General features: G+C 68.9%; 1 protein-coding gene. It reads right to left on the minus strand.

The annotated features are described in order from the left end of the window. A partial coding sequence (locus ACFWF3_RS36840; RefSeq protein ID WP_379318874.1) for a vitamin B12 dependent-methionine synthase activation domain-containing protein occupies positions 1 to 1,097 on the minus strand: 1,097 nt, incomplete at both ends.

Consider the following 1,097-nt stretch of genomic DNA (forward strand, 5'->3'; position numbering starts at 1 on the left):
CTGCAGTTCCTCCGACAGCGTCACCCCGACCCGGCCGGCGTCGAGCAGGTCGACCAGCTTGGCACGATCTTCCAGGTCGGGGCAGGCACCGTAGCCGAAGGAGTAGCGAGCGCCCCGGTAGCCGAGCTTGAAGTAGTCCTGGATGTCGGCGGGATCGTCGGCGGCGACGGACTTGCCGTCGACGGTCAGTTCCTCGCGCACCCGGCGATGCCAGTACTCGGCCAGCGCCTCGGTGAGCTGCACACCGATGCCGTGCACCTCGAGGTAGTCGCGGTAGTTGTCGGCGGCGAACAACGCGTTCGCGAAGTCGGCGATCGGCTGACCCATCGTCACCAGCTGGAACGGCAACACGTCGACCTGTCCGGTCGCACGAGCCTGCTCGCGCGAGCGGATGAAGTCGGCGATGCACAGGAACCTGTCGCGCTGCTGACGCGGGAAGGTGAACCGATACCGTTCCGGCGCATCCGGATTCGGTTCGGTCAACACGATGACCTCGTCACCCTCCGACACCGCCGGGAAGTACCCGTAGACCAGGGCCGCGTGCTGGAGCACACCCTCGGTGGCGAGCCGGTCGAGCCAGGCGCGCAACCGCGGCCGGCCCTCGGTCTCCACCAGGTCCTCATAGGTCGGCCCGTCCCCGGCCCGCTGACCGCGCAGACCCCACTGGCCGAGGAACAGTGCCCGCTCGTCGAGCAGACCCGAATACTCCGCCAGCGGCAGACCCTTGATCACCCGGGTACCCCAGAACGGCGGCGTCGGCACGGGCAGATCCGCGGCCACATCGGAGCGTTCGGGCACCACGATCGGCACCTCGGCGGCCTTGCGCTCGGCCGCGATCCGCTTGGACCGCTCATGACGCGCCTTGCGCTCGGCGGCCTTGTCCTTGGCGGCGATCGCCGCCGGGCTGTCCGGGTCGAGCCCGCCGCCACGCTTGACGGTCATGATCTCGTCCATCAACCGCAGGCCCTCGAAGGCGTCACGGGCGTAGTACACGTCGCCGTCGTAGACCGCGGTGAGGTCGTTCTCCACGTAGGAACGAGTCAGCGCGGCGCCGCCGAGCAGCACCGGGAACTGTTCGGCGACACCCTTGGAGTTGC

Source organism: Nocardia sp. NPDC060220 (assembly GCF_042727815.1).
In the GTDB taxonomy this organism is placed as follows: Bacteria; Actinomycetota; Actinomycetes; order Mycobacteriales; family Mycobacteriaceae; genus Nocardia.